The 19311-nt window shown below is 62.4% G+C and carries 17 protein-coding genes; 4 read left to right on the plus strand and 13 right to left on the minus strand.

Annotation, left to right across the window (positions count from 1 at the left end; all coding sequences use genetic code 11):
- Positions 1-251: 251 nt before the first annotated feature.
- The 3 genes from NKH37_RS02475 to NKH37_RS02485 form a co-directional block, all read right to left on the minus strand.
- Complete coding sequence (locus NKH37_RS02475) at positions 252-758, minus strand: GNAT family N-acetyltransferase (RefSeq protein WP_353004184.1); 507 nt, start codon at positions 756-758, stop codon at positions 252-254.
- Between the two features lie 26 nt (positions 759-784).
- Positions 785-2467, minus strand: a complete 1683-nt coding sequence (locus NKH37_RS02480; protein ID WP_352494564.1) for an NAD+ synthase — start codon at positions 2465-2467, stop codon at positions 785-787.
- A 65-nt stretch (positions 2468-2532) separates the two neighbouring features.
- On the minus strand, positions 2533-3246 hold the full coding sequence (locus tag NKH37_RS02485; protein ID WP_353004182.1) for a DNA-3-methyladenine glycosylase I: 714 nt from the start codon (positions 3244-3246) through the stop codon (positions 2533-2535).
- An 84-nt stretch (positions 3247-3330) separates the two neighbouring features.
- On the opposite strand from NKH37_RS02485, the gene NKH37_RS02490 reads away from it, so the two are divergent.
- Both NKH37_RS02490 and NKH37_RS02495 read left to right on the plus strand, forming a co-directional pair.
- Positions 3331-3894, plus strand: a complete 564-nt coding sequence (locus tag NKH37_RS02490; protein ID WP_352642697.1) for a DUF1003 domain-containing protein — start codon at positions 3331-3333, stop codon at positions 3892-3894.
- Complete coding sequence (locus NKH37_RS02495) at positions 3891-4478, plus strand: DedA family protein (RefSeq protein ID WP_023720087.1); 588 nt, start codon at positions 3891-3893, stop codon at positions 4476-4478. The genes NKH37_RS02490 and NKH37_RS02495 overlap by 4 nt, the downstream gene beginning before the upstream one ends.
- A 3-nt stretch (positions 4479-4481) precedes the next feature.
- Here the strand turns inward: NKH37_RS02495 and NKH37_RS02500 are convergent, their stop codons facing one another.
- The 6 genes from NKH37_RS02500 to NKH37_RS02525 form a co-directional block, all read right to left on the minus strand.
- The gene (locus NKH37_RS02500) at positions 4482-5069 is read right to left on the minus strand and encodes a hemerythrin domain-containing protein (RefSeq protein ID WP_023720088.1); all 588 of its coding nucleotides are present in this window, start codon (positions 5067-5069) and stop codon (positions 4482-4484) included.
- Between the two features lie 40 nt (positions 5070-5109).
- Positions 5110-5469, minus strand: a complete 360-nt coding sequence (locus tag NKH37_RS02505; protein WP_023720089.1) for a diacylglycerol kinase — start codon at positions 5467-5469, stop codon at positions 5110-5112.
- 76 nt (positions 5470-5545) lie between these two features.
- Positions 5546-5965: a GFA family protein gene (locus tag NKH37_RS02510; RefSeq protein ID WP_352482212.1), complete on the minus strand. Its 420-nt coding sequence runs from the start codon at positions 5963-5965 to the stop codon at positions 5546-5548.
- Between the two features lie 147 nt (positions 5966-6112).
- Positions 6113-7486: a class II 3-deoxy-7-phosphoheptulonate synthase gene (locus tag NKH37_RS02515; RefSeq protein WP_352482211.1), complete on the minus strand. Its 1374-nt coding sequence runs from the start codon at positions 7484-7486 to the stop codon at positions 6113-6115.
- Positions 7487-7665: 179 nt separating this feature from the next.
- Positions 7666-11166: a transcription-repair coupling factor gene (mfd, locus tag NKH37_RS02520; protein WP_352855387.1), complete on the minus strand. Its 3501-nt coding sequence runs from the start codon at positions 11164-11166 to the stop codon at positions 7666-7668.
- A 13-nt stretch (positions 11167-11179) separates the two neighbouring features.
- Positions 11180-11467, minus strand: coding sequence for a succinate dehydrogenase assembly factor 2 (locus tag NKH37_RS02525; RefSeq protein ID WP_023720093.1), 288 nt, complete (start codon positions 11465-11467; stop codon positions 11180-11182).
- 91 nt (positions 11468-11558) lie between these two features.
- On the opposite strand from NKH37_RS02525, the gene recG reads away from it, so the two are divergent.
- Positions 11559-13667 carry an ATP-dependent DNA helicase RecG gene (gene recG, locus NKH37_RS02530; protein ID WP_353004180.1) on the plus strand — a complete coding sequence of 703 codons (2109 nt, stop codon included), beginning with the start codon at positions 11559-11561 and terminating at the stop codon, positions 13665-13667.
- On the opposite strand, the gene NKH37_RS02535 is transcribed toward recG, so the two are convergent.
- Together NKH37_RS02535 and glmS are read right to left on the minus strand one after the other, a co-directional pair.
- On the minus strand, positions 13619-14371 hold the full coding sequence (locus NKH37_RS02535) for a DUF502 domain-containing protein (protein WP_353004178.1): 753 nt from the start codon (positions 14369-14371) through the stop codon (positions 13619-13621). The two genes, recG and NKH37_RS02535, sit on opposite strands and share 49 nt — an antisense overlap.
- Positions 14372-14451: 80 nt before the next feature.
- On the minus strand, positions 14452-16275 hold the full coding sequence (gene glmS / locus NKH37_RS02540) for a glutamine--fructose-6-phosphate transaminase (isomerizing) (protein ID WP_023720095.1): 1824 nt from the start codon (positions 16273-16275) through the stop codon (positions 14452-14454).
- A gap of 226 nt (positions 16276-16501) precedes the next feature.
- On the opposite strand from glmS, the gene NKH37_RS02545 reads away from it, so the two are divergent.
- The gene (locus tag NKH37_RS02545; RefSeq protein WP_031194321.1) at positions 16502-16855 is read left to right on the plus strand and encodes a hypothetical protein; all 354 of its coding nucleotides are present in this window, start codon (positions 16502-16504) and stop codon (positions 16853-16855) included.
- Between the two features lies 1 nt (position 16856).
- Here NKH37_RS02545 and glmU read toward each other — a convergent pair whose 3' ends face one another.
- Positions 16857-18218, minus strand: a complete 1362-nt coding sequence (glmU, locus tag NKH37_RS02550) for a bifunctional UDP-N-acetylglucosamine diphosphorylase/glucosamine-1-phosphate N-acetyltransferase GlmU (protein ID WP_352482206.1) — start codon at positions 18216-18218, stop codon at positions 16857-16859.
- Between the two features lie 130 nt (positions 18219-18348).
- Entirely contained in the window at positions 18349-19296 is a 948-nt protein-coding gene (locus tag NKH37_RS02555; protein WP_352547356.1) for an AraC family transcriptional regulator, read from the minus strand.
- Positions 19297-19311 lie beyond the last annotated feature (15 nt).

Genomic DNA, 19311 nt, shown 5'->3' on the forward strand with positions numbered 1-19311 from the left:
AATTGAAAAAACCGCGTCGGGCGAATTAGCACCCAAGGAAAGCGGAGGTTCGGCACATTTGGCGGCTCGCCCGAATACGGGCGGCGACCGGCATCGACGAACGCCTGTTCTCAGCTCGGCTTCGCCGCAAAGGTAAGAACCTTCGGGCTCACCGATTGGGACCTAGGCTTCGCGGCCTCGCATAACGATGTCAAATCCTGGCATTTCGGTCCTCCCCAAGGGGATCGCGGAAAGGCGTTTATAGAGACGCCTCAACGCCGCGCCAAGTCAGTAGATGGTCGAAAGGGCATCTGGTCCAACCAGTGAGACGATTTTGCAACAACGGTCGGTTGTGCGCTGCCTCTGTTCAGGCTGCCGGGACGCGGTCGGCGCATATAGCGGCCGTCGGTGGAAGGCCTGAAGCCGAGCTTCTCGTAGACCGCGTGGGCATCGTTGGTAGACAGGCTCCAGTGGGTGACAGTCTTGCAATCCGGGTGGTCGATAAGCGCCTGGACAAGCCGGGTCCCGATGCCTTGCCCGCGATACCCGGGCCAGACAATGATGTCGGCGAGATAGGCAAATACCGTACGGTCGGTGATCGCCCGGCCAAAGCCGACTTGATTGCCGCCGACATAGGCGCCGACGCACAGTGAGTTGGCAAAGGCGCGGCGGTGCAGTTCATCGCTGCGGCCGCTGCCCCAATAGCTCTCCTTCAAAATGTCGGACGTCGCCCGGAAGTCGATCTGCGACAGGTCGAAGCTGATTTCAAAGTTGGCCATGGCTAAACCGTTATGCAGCCAATCGCCTACCCGCCATCCCTGAACCGGTTGGTAATAGGATAGCGGCGGTCGCGGCCAAAATTCTTCCTGGTGATCTTCACGCCGGGCGCTGCCTGCCGGCGCTTGTATTCGGCGACGTAAAGCAGGTGCTCGACGCGCGTCACCGTCGCCCGGTCATGGCCGCGCGCAACGATCTCGTCGACACCCATCTCGTTCTCGACCAGACACTCCAATATGTCGTCGAGCACTGGATAGGGCGGCAGCGAATCCTGGTCGGTCTGGTTCTCGCGCAGTTCCGCCGAGGGCGCCTTGTCGATGATATTGTTCGGGATCACCTCGCCGGACGGGCCTAGCGCGCCCGGCGGCACATGCGCGTTGCGCCAGCGCGACAACGCATAGACCTGCATCTTGTAGAGGTCCTTTATCGGGTTGAAGCCGCCATTCATGTCGCCATAGAGCGTGGCGTAGCCTACCGACATCTCGCTCTTGTTGCCGGTAGTGACCACCATCGAGCCGAACTTGTTGGAAATCGCCATCAGGATGGTGCCACGGGCCCGGCTCTGCAGGTTTTCCTCGGTGATGCCTTCCTTGGTGCCCTCGAAAAGCTGCGTCAGTGTGTGCAGGAAGCCCTCGACCGGCTCGAAGATCGGCACGATATCGTAGCGGCAGCCGAGCGCGCGGGCGCAGTCCTCGGCGTCCTTGAGCGAGTCCGTCGAAGTGTAGCGGTAAGGCATCATCACGGCGCGCAGCCGTTCCTCGCCGAGCGCATCGACGGCAAGTGCCGCGCAGATCGCCGAATCGATGCCGCCGGAAAGGCCGAGCACGACATTCTTGAAGCCGTTCTTGTTGACGTAGTCGCGCAGGCCCAACATGCAGGCGCGATAGTCGGCCTCCTCCTTCTCCGGGATTTTCGACATCGGTCCGTCAGAGCAGACCCAGACGTCATTCTTTCGCTTCCAGGTGGTGACGTTGACCGTCTCCTCGAACTGGCTCATCTGGAAGGCCAGCGTCTTGTCAGAGCCTATGGCAAACGACGCGCCGTCGAAGATCAGCTCGTCCTGGCCGCCAAGCTGGTTGGCATAGATAATCGGCAGTCCGCATTCGATGACCTGGCGGATGACGATCTGGTGGCGGACGTCGACCTTGCCGCGGTAATAGGGCGAGCCGTTCGGGACCAGCAGGATTTCCGCGCCGCTTTCGGCCAGCGTCTCGCAGACGGCAATCTCGCCCCAGATATCTTCACAGATCGGCACTCCCACCCGCACGCCGCGGAAATTGACCGGCCCTTGGATCTCGGGTCCGGCCTGGAAGACGCGCTTCTCGTCGAACTCACCGTAATTCGGCAGATCGAGCTTGTAGCGTTCGGCAAGGATCTTGCCGCCATCGGCAAAGATGATCGAATTGTGCGTGCCGGTCTTGCGCTTCAGCGGCGTGCCGATGATGACGCCCGGGCCGCCATCGGCGGTATCGCCGGCGAAGTCCTCGGCAGCCCGCTCGCAGGCCTTCAGGAAGGCGGGCTTCAGCACCAGATCCTCAGGCGGATAGCCGGCCAGGAAAAGCTCGGTGAACAGCACGAGATCGGCGCCCTGGCGGGCGGCATCCGCCCTCGCCTCGCGCGCCTTGGCAAGATTGCCGGCGACGTCGCCGACCGTCGGATTGAGCTGGGCGACGGCGATGCGCAATATGTCTGGAGCGGTCTTGTCGATCATGCCTGTGGGTTTAGCGCGGCAAAATTCGTCGGGCAATGGCGTTCGTTTGGACCAAACAATCGGTCCTATTCGCCCATATATTCGCGTAGCGCCTCCGGCGGATGGTTCTCGCCGATCGACATTGCCAGAATGCGCGAAATGTGTCGGCGCGGCAGCTCGGTCTCCGCCGCCCAGGCGTTGATCTGCACCTGGATCTTGTCTAGGTCCTTCTTCGATGTCGGGCTCTGCGCGATGTCGAGCCCGGCGTCGCGCAGCGCTGCCGCCATGTCGGCCGAGACGATGAAGGCGTCCCACTCCAGCCAGCGCAGAAAATACTGGCCGGTATTGCCGCCGAGCCGGCTCCCGTGCTTGCCGAGATAAGCCATCAGCCCGACCTGATCGCCGGCCGGCCAGTCGGCGAGGAACTTGCCGAAGCTGCCATGCTCCTTCGACACGCGCTCGACGAAGGCTGCGTTGTCGCGTACCGACTTCATCTTCTGCGGATTGCGCACGATGCGCTTGTCGGCGGTGAGATCGTGCCAGAAATCGTCAGGCTGGAACAGCAGCCGCTTCGGCTCGAAGCCAAGAAATGCTTCCTCGAAACCTGGCCATTTCTGCTCGATGACGCGCCAGACGAAGCCGGCGGCAAAGACCCGTTCGGCCATGGTCGACAGGATCCGGTCATCCGCAATCTTTGCCAGCGCGGCATTGTCGGGCGTAGGGCCCAGCAGCGACGTCAGCGCTGCCTCACCGCCTTTGCGTTTCGCCGCACGGGCGCGAATCTTCTGAAAATCCACCATTGTTTCCTGACCCCATCGCGTCAATCTACCACTTCCCGTATGAACCGGCAGCTTCTACCTCTATCGCTGACGACGGAGGCGACGATGAACAAAACGATCGAGGACCTGGCAAACCGCTGGCTGAAGCGAAAGCCGGACGGCCTCAGCGCGCTCGAAAGCCGGGTGCTGCAATCAACGCTCGAGCGCACCACGATCTCCAAAGACACCAACAAGGCCGTCGCCTTTCACCAGACGTTTGGCGACCGCCTGGCTGACACCATCGCCCGGATCGGCGGTTCGTGGTCCTTCATCCTGACATTCATTGGCTTCCTGATCCTGTGGACGGCAGGCAATGTCTGGCTCTTGTCGCGCGCCGCCTTCGATCCCTATCCTTTCATCTTCCTCAATCTCGTGCTTTCCATGGTTGCTGCCCTGCAGGCGCCAGTGATCATGATGGCGCAGAACCGCCAGACCGAGCGCGATCGTATCGACGCCGCCCACGACTATGAGGTTAATCTCAAGGCCGAGATCGAGATCATGGCGTTGCATGAAAAGCTCGACGAACTGCGCCACAGCCAGATCATCGGCATGCGCGACGAGATCGCCCGGCTGGCCGAGCAGGTGAAGCGCATCGACGAGATTCTGTCGAACCAGCGGACGTCTTCATGACGGAAGCCATCCATCGTCTCATTGAGCAATATGGGCTGGTCGCGGTTTTTCTGGGCTGCGTCGCCGAGGGCGAAAGCGCCGCCATCCTTGGCGGTTTCTTTGCGCATCAGCATGTCTTCGTCCCGTGGCAGGCCTTCCTCGCGGCGGCGCTCGGCGCCTTCGGTGGCGACACGTTCTTTTTCATCCTGGGACGGAGCTTCGCCGACCATAAATTCGTGATCGGACTCCGAGCCCGGCCAGGGTTCAGCCACGCCTACCGCCTTGTCACCTCTCATCCCAACATTTTCGTGCTGTCGAACCGCTACATCTATGGCCTGCGCCTGGTCGGTGGTATCGCAGCCGGGCTGTCGGGCATCGCCGCAGCGCGCTTCGTCATCCTCAACGCCATCTCGTCGGTAGTCTGGGCGGCACTGTTCTGCACTGTCGGTTATGTCTTCGGGCTGGGCGCGGAGCGCATCGTCGGCCAGGCGCTGGCCCGCCACGAGCGGTTGCTGATCGCCCTGGTCATCGGTCTCGTTGTGGCCATCCTCGGCTGGCTGGCGTCGCACGTCCTCGCCAAGAAGGAGCTTCGCAAGGGAAGCTGATCGTCAATCAATGCCGAGCGCGCGGTCGCCCTTCTCGAGGATCAGCGGAATGATCAGGTCTTCCTCGTCGGCAAGATGCCGGGTCAACATGGCGATCAGCCGGCTGTTCTCGTCGGCATAGGCATCGGCGGCGAAGCGCTGTTTGTCCTCGCTCTCCTGAAGCGTGCCGATGAAGGCATTTGCCGCCTCGGCATTGCGCTCCAGTCCCTCATGGATTGTGTGGTGATCGGCATCCAGGATTTCGAAGCCGCGCTTCAGACGAGTCTCGGCCCTGGCGAAGACCGGGAAATAGTGATGGTCCTCGACATTGTGGTGGCCATCGAGATTGCCGAGGAAATGATTGAGGCGCGGCGCGAACCAGCGTGCGAATTCCGGCGCGTTCAGCCTGCCCTCACGATAATCGCCAATGCCGTTGGTGAGCATGCCGCCAAGGTCGCGGAACATGTCGTGCCGCTGCAGCCACATATTGGCCATGCCGTGGATGTTGGCATGCGCCTGCCAGTCCTCGCGCGGATATTTTTCCACCAGCCAGCGCAGATCGTCCGGCAGGCCCTCACGTTCAAGCAGCAGAAATCCGGCGGTATCGGCCATATCGGTCTCCTCGATTAACCGGCATGTGGTGCCTGAAACCTCAGATCGGTACCCCAACGATGCGCTCGATGACTGCGACGCCCCAGACGCCGGCGACGATCACCACCGAAATCAGCACCGCCAGCGAACCGCAATCCTTGGCTAGCTGGATGTCGATGTTGAATTCGCGGCTGAACGCGTCGCATGCCGCCTCAATGCCGGTGTTCAGCACTTCGATCATGATCATGAGCAGCACCGCACCGATCAGCAGGGCATAGCCGCGCCACGATTCTGAAAGGAACCAGCCGAGCGGCAGCGCAAGCACAAGCAGGACCAGTTCCAGCTGGAAGGCCTCCTCGCCGGCGGCCAGTTTGCGAAACGCCCGCACCGAATTGTAAAAAGCGTCGATCAGCCGCTGCATGCCAAAACCCTTCGGAATCACCGGCAGGGGATAGCGCAATGGCTGGATCAAGGGAATAAGGCGGCCTCTTCAAAAATCAGCCGTCTGCTACCTTGATCGACGGCGTCGACTTCTCGAACTGCGGCAGCCCATCGTCGATCGCGTAGTAATCGCCCTTGTCGCCGACGAAGATATGACATTCCCCTTGAAGTCCGGTTGGCGCGTCGAACAGGCCGGCCATGACCGAAACGTAGCCACCCTCCATCGGTTTCCAGAACAGCAGCGATCCGCATGTCTTGCAGAAACCGCGCCTGGCAAACGAAGATGCCTCGTACCAGGTGACGTTCTCTGCGCCGGCGATTGTGATGTCGCGATCGGCGACATTGGTCGCGGCATAAAAATGCCCGCTCTGCTTTCGGCACTGCGAGCAATGGCAGTAGATAACGCCGCGTAGCGGTCCTCGCGTCTGCAACCGCACTGCCCCGCACAAGCATGATCCGCTGTGACTGTCAGCCATCTCGGCCTCCCAATGCAATTGCCATCGCTTGGCAGGATTCCAGTTTTGCGCGCGTTACGCACGAGCAAATGCGACACCCGCCGGATTGAATACAAAAAGCGCCGGATTTCTCCGGCGCTTTTTCAATATATCAAAGTTCAGATCGCATCAGCCGTTGACGGCCTGCTTGTGCTGGACCGGATGGCTCTTCTTGAGCAGATCGGACACCAGGAAGGCCAGTTCGATCGCCTGGTCGGCATTGAGGCGCGGGTCGCAATGGGTGTGGTAGCGATCCTGCAGCTCTTCGGCGGTGATGGCGCGGGCACCACCGGTGCACTCGGTGACGTTCTTGCCGGTCATCTCGATGTGGATGCCGCCGGGATGCGTGCCTTCGACGCGATGCACCTCGAAGAAGGTCTGCACCTCCTTCAGGATGCGGTCGAACGGCCGTGTCTTGTAGCCGGCGGCCTCGATGGTATTGCCATGCATCGGATCCGACGACCACACCACGCTGCGGCCTTCCTTCTGCACCGCGCGCACCAGTTTGGGCAGATGTTCGGCGACCTTATCGGAACCGAAGCGGGCAATCAGCGTCAGCCGGCCAGGCTCGTTCTCCGGATTGAGCAGGTCGATGAGCTGCAACAGGCCGTCCGGCGTCAGCGACGGGCCACATTTCAGGCCGAGCGGGTTCTTGATGCCACGGCAGTATTCGACATGCGCGTGGTCGGGTTGGCGCGTGCGATCGCCGATCCAGATCATGTGGCCGGAGGTGGCGTACCAGTCGCCCGAAGTCGAATCGACGCGGGTCAGCGCCTCTTCATAACCGAGCAGCAGCGCTTCGTGGCTGGTGTAGAAATCGGTCTCGCGTAGCGCGTAATTGGTCTCCGAGGTGATGCCGACGGCCTTCATGAAGTCCATCGTCTCGGTGATGCGGTTGGCGAGCGACTCGTATTTCTCGCCCTGCGGGCTGTCGGACACGAAGCCGAGCATCCATTGATGCACGTTCTCCAGGCTGGCGTAGCCGCCCTGGGCGAAGGCGCGCAACAGGTTGAGCGTCGCCGCCGACTGGCGGTACGCCATCTCCTGCCGCGCAGGATCGGGAATGCGCGACTTGGCATCGAACTCGATGCCATTGATGATGTCGCCGCGATAGCTGGGCAGCGTCACACCGCCCTTGGTCTCATTGTCGGACGAGCGCGGCTTGGCGAACTGGCCGGCGACACGGCCGACCTTCACCACCGGCTGCGCGCCGGCGAAGGTCAGTACCACCGACATCTGCAAAAAGACGCGGAAGAAGTCGCGGATATTGTCGGCGCCATGCTCGGCGAAGCTCTCGGCGCAATCGCCACCCTGCAGAAGGAATGCGTCCCCGGCAGCGACGGCTGCAAGCTGCTTCTTCAGCTTGCGCGCCTCACCTGCAAAAACCAACGGCGGAAAGGTGGCGAGCTGGGCTTCCGTGTTCCTCAGCGCGACAAGGTCCGGATAGGCAGGAACCTGCTGGATCGGCTTAGCTCTCCACGAATTCGGCGACCATTTCGTCATCGAAGCACCCAACGCTCTTTCGCACGGACGCCATCGCCCGCCAATCCGCCCAATATGGGGTCGCGGCTCCATACACGAAGCCGATTTCCTATTCTAGACCGGAATTGGCCGCGTGGCGAATGGGCACGGCACGGTGAAAGTGCCGGTGCGGCTGTGCCCAGAGCACCAGCGACACCCTGCTACGCCGCCGCCTTCTCCACCAGCCGTGCCAACTGCGTCATGACAACCGCCGAGCCTGCCAGCCGCTTTTCGGGGGTCGGCCAGTCGCGGCTGAAGACGACGCTCTGGTCGGGCCGGATCTTGGCCAGCGAGCCCTGTTCGCCGATGAGCTTGACCAGCCCGACCGGATTGGGGAATTCCCGCTTGCGGAAATGGATGACGACGCCTTTCGGCCCGGCGTCGAGCTTCTCGACGTTGGCCTTGCGGCAAAGCGCCTTGATGAAGACGATCTTCAACAGATGTTTTACCTCTTCCGGCAGCGTCCCGAACCGGTCGATCAGCTCGGCGCCGAAAGCATCGATCTCTTCCGTATTTTCGAGATCGCCAAGACGGCGATAGAGCGCCAGCCTGAGCTGCAGATCCGGGACATAGCTTTCCGGGATCATCACCGCTGTGCCGACGGCGATCTGCGGCGACCAGCCGCCGTCCTGCACCTCGCCGGAATCCTTCACTTCGGCCACCGCCTCTTCCAGCATCTGCTGGTAGAGTTCAAAACCAACCTCCTTGATGTGGCCCGACTGCTCTTCGCCGAGCAGATTGCCGGCGCCGCGAATATCCAGGTCGTGGCTGGCCAGCTGGAAACCGGCGCCCAGCGTATCGAGCGACTGCAGCACTTTCAGCCGACGCTCGGCGGTGTCAGTGAGCTTGCGGTTGGCGGGCAGCGTGAACAGCGCGTAGGCGCGCACCTTCGAACGGCCGACACGGCCGCGCAGCTGATAGAGCTGCGACAGTCCGAACATATCGGCGCGGTGCACGATCAGCGTGTTGGCGGTCGGGATATCGAGGCCGGATTCGACGATGGTGGTCGACAAAAGCACATCGTACTGACCATCATAAAAAGCATTCATGATGTCGTCGAGTTCACCGGGCGGCATCTGGCCATGCGCCACCGCCACTTTCAGCTCAGGCACGGATTCGCGCAGAAAATCACGGATTTCCGCCAGATCGCTGATGCGTGGCACGACATAGAAGGAATGGCCGCCACGGTAGCGCTCGCGCAGCAACGTTTCGCGGATGACCAGCGGATCGAAGGGCGAGATGAAGGTGCGCACTGCCATGCGGTCGACCGGCGGCGTAGCGATCAGCGACAGCTCGCGCACGCCGGTCAAGGCAAGCTGCAACGTTCGCGGGATCGGCGTCGCCGACAAAGTCAGGACGTGGACGTCGGTCTTCAGGTCTTTCAGCCGTTCCTTGTGCTTGACGCCGAAATGCTGCTCCTCGTCGATGATCAGCAGGCCGAGATTCTTGAACGAGATCGAGGAGCCGAGCAGCGCGTGCGTGCCGACGACAATGTCAACCTGACCTTCGGCGATGCCCTTCTTGGCCTCGGCCAGTTCCTTGGCGCCGACCAGCCGCGAGGCCTGGGCGACACGGATCGGCAGGCCCGAGAAGCGCTGCGAGAAGGTCTTGAAATGCTGGCGCGACAACAATGTCGTCGGCACCACCACCGCCACCTGAACGCCTTCCATCGCCGCGATGAAGGCGGCGCGAAGTGCAACTTCGGTCTTGCCGAAGCCGACATCGCCGCAGATCAGCCGGTCCATCGGCTTTCCGGCGCCTAGATCATCCATGACCGAATCGATCGCCGTCTGCTGGTCATCGGTCTCCTCATAGGGAAAACGCGCTGCAAACTCGCCATAGAGGCCTTCCGCCGGCACCAGCGCCGGTGCGGCCCGCATCTGCCGCTCGGCGGCGATGCGGATCAGCTGCCCGGCCATGTCGAGCAGGCGCTTCTTCAGCCGCGCCTTGCGCGATTGCCAGGCGCCGCCGCCAAGCTTGTCGAGCGTCGCCTCGGCCGAATCCGAGCCATAGCGCGACAGCAGCTCGATGTTTTCCACAGGCAGGAACAGCCGATCATCGCCGGCATAGTGGATTTCGAGGCAATCGTGAGGCGCACCAACCGCCTCGATGGTACGCAACCCGATGAAACGGCCAATGCCATGATCGGAATGGACGACAATATCGCCCGAGGACAACGCCGAAGCCTCGGCGATGAAGTCGGACGCGCGCTTCTTGCGCTTCGAGCGTCGGATCAGCCGGTCGCCGAGAATGTCCTGCTCGGCGACAACGACCAGTTTCTCCGTCTCGAAGCCGGATTCGAGCGGTAGCACGGCCAGTCCCGCCTGCCCCGGCTCAAGCCTTTCGGCTTCGGCAAGCGTCGCCACCGGCTTCAGATTGCCAAGATGATGCTCGGCCAGGATCTGACCAAGCCGGTCGAGCGAACCCTCGGTCCAGCCGGCGACGATGACGCGGCGGCGTGCAGCGCGCTCGTCGGAAATGTGTTTTACGACGACGTCGAAAACGTTGGCGCTAGGGTCGGCGCGTTCCTCGACGAAGCTGCGGCCGTGGCGCGAGCCGGCATGGAACACCTTTTTCGCACCGGCATCGGGCGCATCGAACGACGTGAAGTCTATTGCTTCGCGCGGGCCAAGCGAGGCAATCAGGTTCTCTGGCGACAGATAGAGCAGATCCGGCGGCACCGGCTTGTAGGGCACCGCGTCCTTCAAGGCGCCGTCGGCCTGCTTCTTGCGCGCTTCGTAGTGGTCGAGGATCAGAGTGTGGCGCTCGGCCAGTGCCTCATGCGCCAGATGGTCGAAAACCACAGGCGCGTCGGGTAGATAGTCGAAGACGGTTTCCAGCCGCTCATAGAAGAACGGCAGCCAGTGCTCCATGCCGGCAAACCGCCTGCCCTCGCTGACCGCCGCATAGAGCCCATCGTCGCGCGAGGGTGCGCCAAAGGCTTCGATATAGGCACGGCGGAAGCGGCTGATGGTTTCCGGCGTCAGCGCCACCTCGCTCATCGCCTGCAACGCCATCGACTTGCGCTGGCCGGTGGTTCTCTGTGTTGCGGTGTCGAAGACGCGGATCGATTCCAGCGTATCGCCGAAGAAATCGAGGCGCAGCGCCTCCGCCCATCCGGGCGCGAAGAGATCGAGGATGCCGCCCCGCACTGCAAATTCGCCGATGCCGCGCACCGTCGGTACCCGCTCGAAGCCGGAAGTCTCCAGCCGCGACACCAGTACGTTCATGTCGATCTGGTTACCGGGCTTGGCGTGAAAGGTCTGCGCCTCGACGAGTTCCGCCGGCGGAATGCGCTGAAGCAACGCATTCGCGGTGGTGAGAATGACGGCGCGGTGCGGCCTCTTCGCCAGCGCAATCATTGCTGCCAGCGCATCGAGCCGCCTTGCGGCGGCATCGGCGCCGGGCGAGACGCGGTCGTAAGGCAGGCAATCCCAGGCCGGCAGTTCCAGCACCGGCAGGCCCGGCGCGGCAAAGGCAAGCGCCTCGACGATCGCCGGCAGACGCTGGCCGTCGCGTGCCACGAAAAGCACCGGCTTGTCAGGGGCGATCTCGTGCGCAGCCTGCACCAGCGCAAAGGCTTCGTAGCCGTCGGCGACGCCATCGACAATGAACTGGCCGGCGCGGCCTTTCGGCAGACCGATCGTAGGGATAAGGCTCATGGCTACACGTTGTTCAGAAGGTCATGTCCCGGCGCGAAGCCAGGATTTTTTGCAGGACGGCACAATCTATATCCGTCGGAACCGGGCGCTCGCCGGTGACGATAGGCAGGAATTCGGTGTCGGGAATGTCGAGAAGCCTCTCATATTGGTCGATTTCGTCGCCGGTCAAGGCGCCGATCTCGGCATCGGCGAAGCTGCCGAGTATCAGGTCCATCTCGCGCATGCCGCGGTGCCACGAACGAAACAGAAGCTTGCGGCGGCGGGTATCGAGCCCCTCGCTTGATCGAGTCGTTCCGGTCATCGTGCAACATCCTTGCCCAGGCGGCGCATATAGCGTGGATAGAAGGCGGTGTCAGCCTTGCGCTCCGGCCGGCGCAACATAAGCTGACATCATGCGTCCCTCCCTCCTCGATCCGCTGTTTGTCCCGATCACCTCGCTTGCCGGCGTCGGGTCGAAGGTTGGCGTATTGATCGAGAAAGTCGTGGCGGCGGATCTCGGCGACCGGGCAGCGCGCGCCGGCGACCTCTTGTTCGTGCTGCCGCATACTGTCATCGATCGCCGCAACCGGCCGGGCATCGCCGGTTCGGCCGAGGGCGCAATCGTCACGCTCGATGTGCGCATCGACCGCCACCAGCCGCCGCCGCGTGGCAACAGGTCGGTACCCTACCGGGTCTACGCCCATGACGACACTGGCGAGATCGCGCTGACCTTCTTCCATGCCCATGCCGCCTATCTCGAAAAAGCGATGCCCGTAGGCGAGCATGTCGTCGTCTCGGGCCGCATGGAATGGTTCAACGGCCGCCCGACCATGGTTCATCCCGACCATATCGCACTTGCCGGCGACGCAGAAAACCTCCCATTGGTCGAGCCGGTCTATCCGCTGACCGCCGGGCTCTCGGGCAAGGTGCTGCGCCGGGCGATTGGCCAAGCGCTGGCCCGCCTGCCGGTGCTGCCCGAATGGCAGGACGGCGAGTTCCGGCGCCGCCACGCCTTTCCTGCTTTCGGCGATGCGCTCACCCGGGTCCACAATCCTGCCGACCCGATCGACGTCTCCGTCGACGGCGCGGCGTGGCGGCGCCTTGCCTATGACGAGTTCTTGGCCGGCCAGGTATCGCTGGCGCTGGTCCGGGCCAAGGTCCGCCGATTATCGGGCCGGCCACTCGTTGGCGACGGCTGCATAGTCGAACAATTGCGCGCGGCACTCCCTTATTCGCTGACCATGTCGCAGGAAATGGCGCTTGCCGAAATCAACGCCGATCTCGGCGACCCCGAACGCATGCTGCGCCTTTTGCAGGGCGATGTCGGCTCCGGCAAGACGGTGGTCGCGCTGCTTGCCATGGCGCGTGCCGTCGAGGCCGGCGGCCAGGCGGCATTGATGGCGCCGACCGAAATCCTGGCGCGCCAGCATCTGGCAACGATTGCGCCGTTGGCGGAACGGTCCGGCTTGCGCGTCGCCATCCTCACCGGCCGCGAAAACGGCCGCGAGCGCGCCGACACGCTGACCGGGCTGGCCAATGGCGACATCGACATCGTCGTCGGCACCCATGCGCTGTTCCAGCAAACGGTGACGTTCCATGACCTCGTGTTCGCCGTCGTCGACGAGCAGCACCGTTTCGGCGTCCACCAGCGCCTTGCCATCACTGCCAAGGGCGATGCGCCCGACATGCTGGTGATGACGGCAACGCCGATACCGCGGACGCTGGTGCTGACTGCCTTCGGCGACATGGACGTGTCGAAGCTGACGGAAAAGCCGGCCGGCCGCCAGCCGATCCGCACCGTCACCTTGCCGCTTGAACGGCTCGACGAGCTGATCGGCCGCATGCTCGACGCTGTCGCCGATGGCCAGAAAATCTACTGGATCTGTCCGCTGGTTGAGGAATCCGAGGAGATCAAGCTGATGTCGGCCGAGGACCGTTTTGCCTCGCTGAAGCCGCTGTTCGGTGATCGGATTGGCCTGGTGCATGGCCGCATGAAGGGCGCCGACAAGGACGAGGCGATGCGCGCCTTCAAGCAGGGTGAAACGCGCATCCTGATCGCCACCACGGTGATCGAGGTCGGCGTCGATGTGCCTGACGCAACAATCATGGTCATCGAGCATGCCGAGCGTTTTGGCCTTGCCCAGTTGCACCAATTGCGCGGCCGGGTCGGGCGCGGCGACAAGCCGTCGTCCTGCGTGCTGCTCTACAAGGACCCGATTGGCGAGACGGCCAAACGCCGGCTGTCGGTGATGCGCGAGACCGAGGACGGCTTCCGCATCGCCGAAGAGGATCTGAAGCTGCGCGGCGAAGGCGAGTTGCTCGGCACCCGCCAATCCGGCACGCCGGGCTTCCAGGTGGCGCGCATCGAGGCGCATGCCGACCTGCTCGAGGCCGCCCGCGACGATGCGCGGCTGATCCTGTCGCGTGATCCGGAACTGCAGTCCGAACGCGGCACGGCGCTGCGCCTGCTGCTCTATCTATTCGGCCGCGACGAGGCCGTGCGGCTCCTGCGCGCCGGCTGAGGCATCGCGTTGAGCGGCGGATTGGCGAGCGCGCCGTGGATCTGCTCGCCGTTCACCGTCACCATTTTGACCGCCGGCGCCACCAGGCCGGCCGAAACGATCAGCTTGGCTCCGTCCTCGATCGTCATGTCGAGCAGCACGATGTCGGATTTCGGTACATACATCAGAAAGCCCGTAGTCGGGTTAGGCGTACACGGCATGAACACCGCAATCAGCGGATCGCCTTGCTGGTCGAGCTTCTGGTTGATCTCGGTTTCCTTCTCGCTGGCGACGAAGACCAGCGACCAGACCCCCTTGCGCGGATATTCGACCAACCCGACCTGGCGGAACATGTCGCCCTTGTTCGACAGCACGGTCTCGAAAATCTGCTTCAGCGAGCCGTAGATGCCGCGCACCAGCGGCATGCGGCCAAGCAGGCGCTCGCCGAAGTTGACGATGGCGCGACCGACGATATTGGCTGTCAGGAAACCGATAAAGGTGATGAGGATCAGGGCAACGATCAGCCCAAAACCCGGCACTGGAAACGGCAGGTAGGTGTCCGGATTGTAGCGTACCGGGATGTAGGGTTTCACCCAGGAATCGACCCAGCCGATAAGCGACCAGGCAATGTAGGCGGTGATCGCCAATGGCGCGCAAACGACGAAGCCGGTCAGGAAATAGTTTCTCAGCCGGGTCATGCCTGAGGTCTTGAGAGCATCCGACATGGTTCACCGCAGCGTGTGTTTGCAACGCGACACTACTGAACCCGAAGGCGCTTTGGAATTGCGAAGTTTTTAAACGAGACCTATTCCACCGTTACCGATTTCGCCAGGTTGCGAGGCTGGTCGACGTCCGTGCCCATGAACACTGCGGTGAAATAGGCGAGCATCTGGATCGGCAGCGCGTAGATGATCGGCGAGATGATTTCCGGCACGTCCGGCAAAACGATCGTCTCCATCGTCTTCACCGTAGCGTGTGCAGCGCCCTTGCTGTCGGTGATCAGGATGATCTTGCCGCCGCGCGCCGCCACCTCTTGCATGTTCGACACCGTCTTTTCGAAGATGCGGTCGTGCGGGGCGATGACGATGACAGGCATGTTCTCATCGATCAGTGCGATCGGCCCGTGCTTCAGCTCGCCGGCGGCATAGCCTTCGGCGTGGATATAGGAAATTTCCTTGAGCTTCAGCGCGCCTTCCATGGCCAGCGGAAAATTGGTGTCGCGGCCGAGGTAAAGTACATTCTTGTAGTGCGAGAGGTCGCGAGCGATCTTTTCGATCTGCCCATCGAGCTTCAGCACCTGGTTGGCGTAACGCGGCGCTTCGGATAGCGCGCGCACCAGTGTCTTCTCCTGCTCGGGCGAAATGGTTCCACGCGCCATACCAGCTCGCACCGCCAGCGAAGCCAGCACGGAGAGCTGGCAGGTGAACGCCTTGGTCGAGGCGACGCCGATCTCCGGGCCGGCCAGTGTCGGCAGGATGACGTCGGATTCGCGCGCCATGGTCGATTCGCGCACATTGACCACAACACCGATCTTCATGCCGGCCTTGCGGCAGTAGCGCAGCGACGCCAGTGTGTCCGCCGTCTCGCCCGATTGCGAGATAAAGAAGGCGGCATCGGTCTTCGACAGCGGCATCTCGCGGTAGCGGAACTCCGAGGCGACATCGATGTCGACCGGCAGCCGCGCATAGCGCTCGAACCAGTATTTGCTGATCAACCCGGCGAGATAAGCGGTGCCACAGGCCGAAATCGCCAGCCGGTCGATCTTGGCGAAATCGAATGGCAGGTCGAGCGGCTTCGAGACGCCACCGACGAAATCCACATAATGTGCCAGCGTGTGCGAGATCACTTCCGGCTGTTCGTGGATTTCCTTTTCCATGAAATGGCGCCGGTTGCCCTTGTCGACCATGAAGCTCGTGCTGAGCGACTGCTGGCGTTTGCGGTCGACCTTGTTGCCGTCCATGTCGAAGATGGCAACGTCGTTGCGGCGCACTACCGCCCAGTCGCCGTCTTCCAGATAGGTGATCGAGTTGGTGAACGGGGCAAGCGCGATGGCGTCGGAGCCCAGGAACATCTCGCCATCGCCATGTCCGACGGCCAGCGGCGGGCCATTGCGGGCGCCGACGATCAGATCCTCGTCGCCCTTAAACATGATGGCCAGCGCAAAGGCGCCTTCCAGCCGCTTCAGCGCCTGATGCGCGGCCTCGACCGGCTTCAGGCCCCTGGCCAGTTCGCGCGCCACCAGATGGGCGACGACCTCGGTGTCGGTCTGCGAGGAAAACGTATAGCCGTCGCGGATCAACTCATCGCGCAATTCGGCGAAATTCTCGATAATGCCGTTATGGACGATGGCGAGCCCGTCGGAAAAATGCGGATGCGCATTGGTCTCGTTCGGCACGCCATGCGTTGCCCAGCGCGTGTGGCCGATGCCGATCGTGCCACCGAGCGGTTCGTCCTTCAGCCGGCGCTCGAGATTGATCAGCTTGCCTTCGGCACGGCGACGGGCGAGATGGCCATGATCGATGGTCGCGACGCCGGCCGAATCATAGCCGCGATATTCGAGCCTTTTCAGCGCATCGACGATAAGCGGCGCGACCGGCGAGTTACCGACTATTCCAACGATACCGCACATGGCGCTTCCCCCGACTCTGACTTCAAACCCGGCACTATTTAGAGACTGCCTGGCTACCGCGAAAAATCACATTCCATTTCGTCCGGTATCAGCCGGACTATCCTGCACAGATGCACCATCACAGAGCGCTCTTGCAATCCGGTTACTGCAATTGCTCAGTTTCTCCGCTCATATATCCTATCTCGCCTCAAAGGCTCCTGAAATCAGTCAAAGACATGATGCGGCCATGAACGAACGAATTGACACGGTGACACTTTGGCGTCCGGTTGGGCCACGCGAACTGGAGTTGATCCAGAGTTCAGGGATGCGCGCCTTTCCTCCTCGACTTGCCGATCAGCCGATCTTCTATCCGGTAACGAGCGAGGCCTATGCCACCCAGATCGCCCGAGACTGGAATGTGCCCGCGAGCGGATCAGGTTTCGTGACCCGTTTCGAGGTGCGCCGCAGCTTTCTGGACCGTTACAGCGTCCAGCATGCCGGCAGCCGGGCGCATCTGGAATACTGGATCCCGGCCGAAGACCTGTCCGCCTTCAACGATGCAATCGTTGGGGAAATCCAGCTTGTCGCTGAGTTCCGTTAGGCTATCCTTTTTTGTGGGCAGCCGCGGCCGAAGCGAACCGTTCGCGCAACTCCTTGCCCTTGCCGGGCAGAGTCCGCTGGCGGGCACGGCCGAAGGCCAGTGCATCGTCGGGCACGCTTTCGGTGATGACGCTGCCCGAGGCGATGTAGCCGCCCTTGCCGATCGACACCGGCGCCACCAGCGAGGAATTCGAGCCGATGAAGGCGCCCTCGCCGATATCGGTGAAGAATTTCGAATAACCGTCATAATTGCAGGTGATGGTGCCGGCGCCGATATTGGCGCCTGCGCCGATGCGGGCATCGCCGATATAGGTCAGGTGGTTGACCTTGGCGCCCTCCTCGACGATCGCTTGCTTTACCTCGCAGAAATTGCCGACCTTGGCTTTGTTTCTCAGATCGGCCCCGGGCCGCAGCCGCGCGAACGGCCCGACATCGCAATTCGACGCGATGGTTGCGCCTTCGATATGGCTGAAGGCATGGATCTTGGCGCCCGTGGCGATTTTCACGCCCGGCCCGAACCAGACATTGGGCTCGATGATCGTATCGGCCCCGATATCGGTGTCGTGCGAGAAGAACACGGTTTCTGGCGCAATCAGCGTCACGCCGGAAAGCATCGCTTCATGCCGCCGGCGCGCCTGCCAGATGCCTTCCGCCTGGGCAAGCTCGGCGCGGTTGTTGATGCCGAGCGCATTTTCGAAACTGGCTTCGATGGCGACGACATCAAGTCCTTGCGCAGCGGCGATCTCGACGATGTCGGTGAGATAATACTCGCCCTTGGCGTTCTTGCTGCCGACTTGATCGAGCAGCTTCAGCGCATGCCTGCCGGCGACCGCCATCAGCCCGCCATTGCAGAAGGTGATTTTCTTCTCCTCGTCCGAACAGTCCTTCTCCTCGCGGATGGCGACGAGCTTGCCGGCCTTTTCGATAAGCCGGCCGTAGCCCGAAGGATTTTCCGTACGGAAGCCGACCACGACGACAGCCGCACCTTCGGCCAGCTTCAGCCGCGCCGCCGCCAGTGCTTCCGGATCGATTAACGGCGTGTCGCCAAACATCACCAGGATGTCATCATAACCCCTTGATATCGCTGCCCGCGCGGCAAGCACGGCGTGCGCGGTGCCGAGGCGCTTTTCCTGAACAAAAGTCTCGACCTTCGGCGCGAACTTGAGTGCCGCCTTGCGCATCTCGTCGGCGCCATGGCCGATCACCAGCGCCAGATCACCGCTGCCGGCGGCTTCAGCCGCCTTGACGACGTGGGCAACCATCGGCAGGCCGGCGATTGTGTGCAGCACTTTCGGCACCGCACTCTTCATGCGCGTGCCTTCACCGGCAGCGAGGATGATGGACAGGCAGGATCTCTGGCTCATGGGGACAGCAACCGTTGAAAGGAGTCTGGAATCGAAGCGTTAGTAGCACCGGCGCCATGCTGCACCAATGCGGTTAAATTCCGGTGAGACGGTGGAACCTCCAACCCGCGAGACGCTCAAGCCGATCGGCTCAGGCGGCTTCCGCCTCGTTGCGTGATGCGAAGCCGGGGGCTCGGCCACGACCGTATTGCCGTGGCGAACAGTTCATGACCCGCTTGAAGGCTGTGCTGAAGGCGCTTTCGGATTCGTAACCGAGCGACAGCGCGATGACGGCGACGGGATCGCTGGAATTCGTCAGCCGGTCGCCGGCCAGCAGCATTCGCCAGCGCGTCAAATAGTCCATGGGCGATGCGCCGACCGTCTCCTTGAATCTAAGCGCAAAGGTCGATCGCGACATGCCGGCCCGTTCCGCCAGCTCCTGTAACGTCCAGCCATGCGCCGGATCGTCATGCATGGCGCTGATCGCCGCGCCCATCTGTTTGTCCGCCAGGGCAAAGAGCCAGCCGATGCCACCTTTCAATCCTTCCGAAAGATGCAGCCGCAGCGCCTGAACCAGCATCATGTGGGCGAGGTGCCGGATCACCAGAAAGCCGCCCGGTTGTGGCTCGCGCAGCTCCTGCATCATCCGCTCCACCGACCAGCGCAGCGCAGACTGGTCCGACTCTTTGCGGATATGCACAATGGCTGGCAGCATCCGCAACAGGATGCCGGCATGATTGCCGCCAAGCGCGAAGCGGCTGCTGACCAGAAAGAAATCACCGCCGCCATTGTGGGTCACGACACCGCCGGCTCGCGCTGGCGGAAAAATCTTGACGGCTTCAACAGGCGCCAGGCCCATGTCGCTTGCAAGGCGGAAAGGCCGTCCGCTCGGCAGCAGGAAACAGTCCCCCGTCTCAAGGTGCACTGCGTCGGCAACGCCCTCCAGCGAAAGCCAGCACCGGCCCGAGACCACCGCTCCCGTCTTGATGCTTTGCTGCTGGTCGGGGAACTGGATCGACCATTCACCACCTGCATCGAAGCCGGCCGACATATAGTTTCGCGGCTTCAGCAGCGAGAGCACATCTGAAAGGGGATCCATGGGTCATTCCGGACG

The sequence above is a fragment of the Mesorhizobium sp. M1217 genome (assembly GCF_040318275.1).
Classification (GTDB): Bacteria; Pseudomonadota; Alphaproteobacteria; order Rhizobiales; family Rhizobiaceae; genus Mesorhizobium.

Excerpts from the sequence above, each read along its gene's own strand:
- NKH37_RS02505 (WP_023720089.1), bottom strand. The coding sequence starts at position 5,469 with ATGCAGCGGCTGATCGACGCTTTTTACAATTCGGTGCGGGCGTTTCGC.
- NKH37_RS02485 (WP_353004182.1), bottom strand. The coding sequence starts at position 3,246 with ATGGTGGATTTTCAGAAGATTCGCGCCCGTGCGGCGAAACGCAAAGGC.
- NKH37_RS02480 (WP_352494564.1), bottom strand. The coding sequence starts at position 2,467 with ATGATCGACAAGACCGCTCCAGACATATTGCGCATCGCCGTCGCCCAG.
- NKH37_RS02535 (WP_353004178.1), bottom strand. The coding sequence starts at position 14,371 with ATGTCGGATGCTCTCAAGACCTCAGGCATGACCCGGCTGAGAAACTAT.
- NKH37_RS02555 (WP_352547356.1), bottom strand. The coding sequence starts at position 19,296 with ATGGATCCCCTTTCAGATGTGCTCTCGCTGCTGAAGCCGCGAAACTAT.
- NKH37_RS02525 (WP_023720093.1), bottom strand. The coding sequence starts at position 11,467 with ATGACCGGAACGACTCGATCAAGCGAGGGGCTCGATACCCGCCGCCGC.
- NKH37_RS02495 (WP_023720087.1), top strand. The coding sequence starts at position 3,891 with ATGACGGAAGCCATCCATCGTCTCATTGAGCAATATGGGCTGGTCGCG.
- NKH37_RS02500 (WP_023720088.1), bottom strand. The coding sequence starts at position 5,069 with ATGGCCGATACCGCCGGATTTCTGCTGCTTGAACGTGAGGGCCTGCCG.
- mfd (WP_352855387.1), bottom strand. The coding sequence starts at position 11,166 with ATGAGCCTTATCCCTACGATCGGTCTGCCGAAAGGCCGCGCCGGCCAG.
- NKH37_RS02510 (WP_352482212.1), bottom strand. The coding sequence starts at position 5,965 with ATGGCTGACAGTCACAGCGGATCATGCTTGTGCGGGGCAGTGCGGTTG.
- NKH37_RS02490 (WP_352642697.1), top strand. The coding sequence starts at position 3,331 with ATGAACAAAACGATCGAGGACCTGGCAAACCGCTGGCTGAAGCGAAAG.
- glmS (WP_023720095.1), bottom strand. The coding sequence starts at position 16,275 with ATGTGCGGTATCGTTGGAATAGTCGGTAACTCGCCGGTCGCGCCGCTT.
- NKH37_RS02515 (WP_352482211.1), bottom strand. The coding sequence starts at position 7,486 with ATGACGAAATGGTCGCCGAATTCGTGGAGAGCTAAGCCGATCCAGCAG.
- NKH37_RS02475 (WP_353004184.1), bottom strand. The coding sequence starts at position 758 with ATGGCCAACTTTGAAATCAGCTTCGACCTGTCGCAGATCGACTTCCGG.
- glmU (WP_352482206.1), bottom strand. The coding sequence starts at position 18,218 with ATGAGCCAGAGATCCTGCCTGTCCATCATCCTCGCTGCCGGTGAAGGC.
- recG (WP_353004180.1), top strand. The coding sequence starts at position 11,559 with ATGCGTCCCTCCCTCCTCGATCCGCTGTTTGTCCCGATCACCTCGCTT.
- NKH37_RS02545 (WP_031194321.1), top strand. The coding sequence starts at position 16,502 with ATGAACGAACGAATTGACACGGTGACACTTTGGCGTCCGGTTGGGCCA.